Annotated in this window: 1 pseudogene; it reads right to left on the bottom strand. The window is 67.9% G+C overall.

Annotated features, from left to right (window positions below):
• Nucleotides 1–623: pseudogene (locus LPA54_RS34955) on the bottom strand (hypothetical protein); the annotation flags it as partial.

Below are 623 nucleotides of genomic sequence, written 5' to 3'. Positions count from 1 at the left end.
CCCCTCTTGGCCGCCAGCGCGGTGTAGATCGCGGGCCGCGAACTGCGCTCGTCGAGCTCGGCCGCGGAGATCCGGATGCGGCCGTCGCGGGCGCAGTCGACGTCGTCGATGAAGGAGGCGACGATGTCGGCGTTGCCGTAGTGCGAGGCGTCGGACGAGGTGTCGCGCGGGAAGAAGAACGCCTCCACCGGGGCGTCCGGGTCGCTCGTCGTGTGGTCGTACGTGGTGTGCAGGCTGTCGCCGGCGTGCTTGACCTGGTCCTGGAAGTGCGCGATGTAACGCGCGGCGAGCGTCGCGTTGCCGGAGACCACCAGCGCGTTGTTCAGTTCGCCGGACTGGGAGAGGGCGATGTTCTGCGAGCTCTGCCAGACCACGTTCTTCCGCCCGTCGTCCAGGGCGGTGAAGACGAAGTACTTGTCGTGGTTGATGGCGTTGACGTCGTCGGGGCCGTTGCCGAGGCAGCTGTTGGTGCACCACGTCCAGGTGGAGCCGTTCTTCAGCTCGGCGGCGCTGAAGGGGGTGCTGCTGGGCTCGTTGCGCTTCTCCGAGACCATGCGGAGGGTGACCCCGCGGTCCTGCGCCTCGAGCATCTTGGCCTTCAGCTCGGCGAGCCCGAACCAGTA

Origin of the sequence: Streptomyces sp. DH12 (assembly GCF_020873895.1) — a bacterium.
In the GTDB taxonomy this organism is placed as follows: Bacteria; Actinomycetota; Actinomycetes; order Streptomycetales; family Streptomycetaceae; genus Streptomyces.
This window is presented reverse-complemented; position numbering and strand designations above follow the sequence as displayed.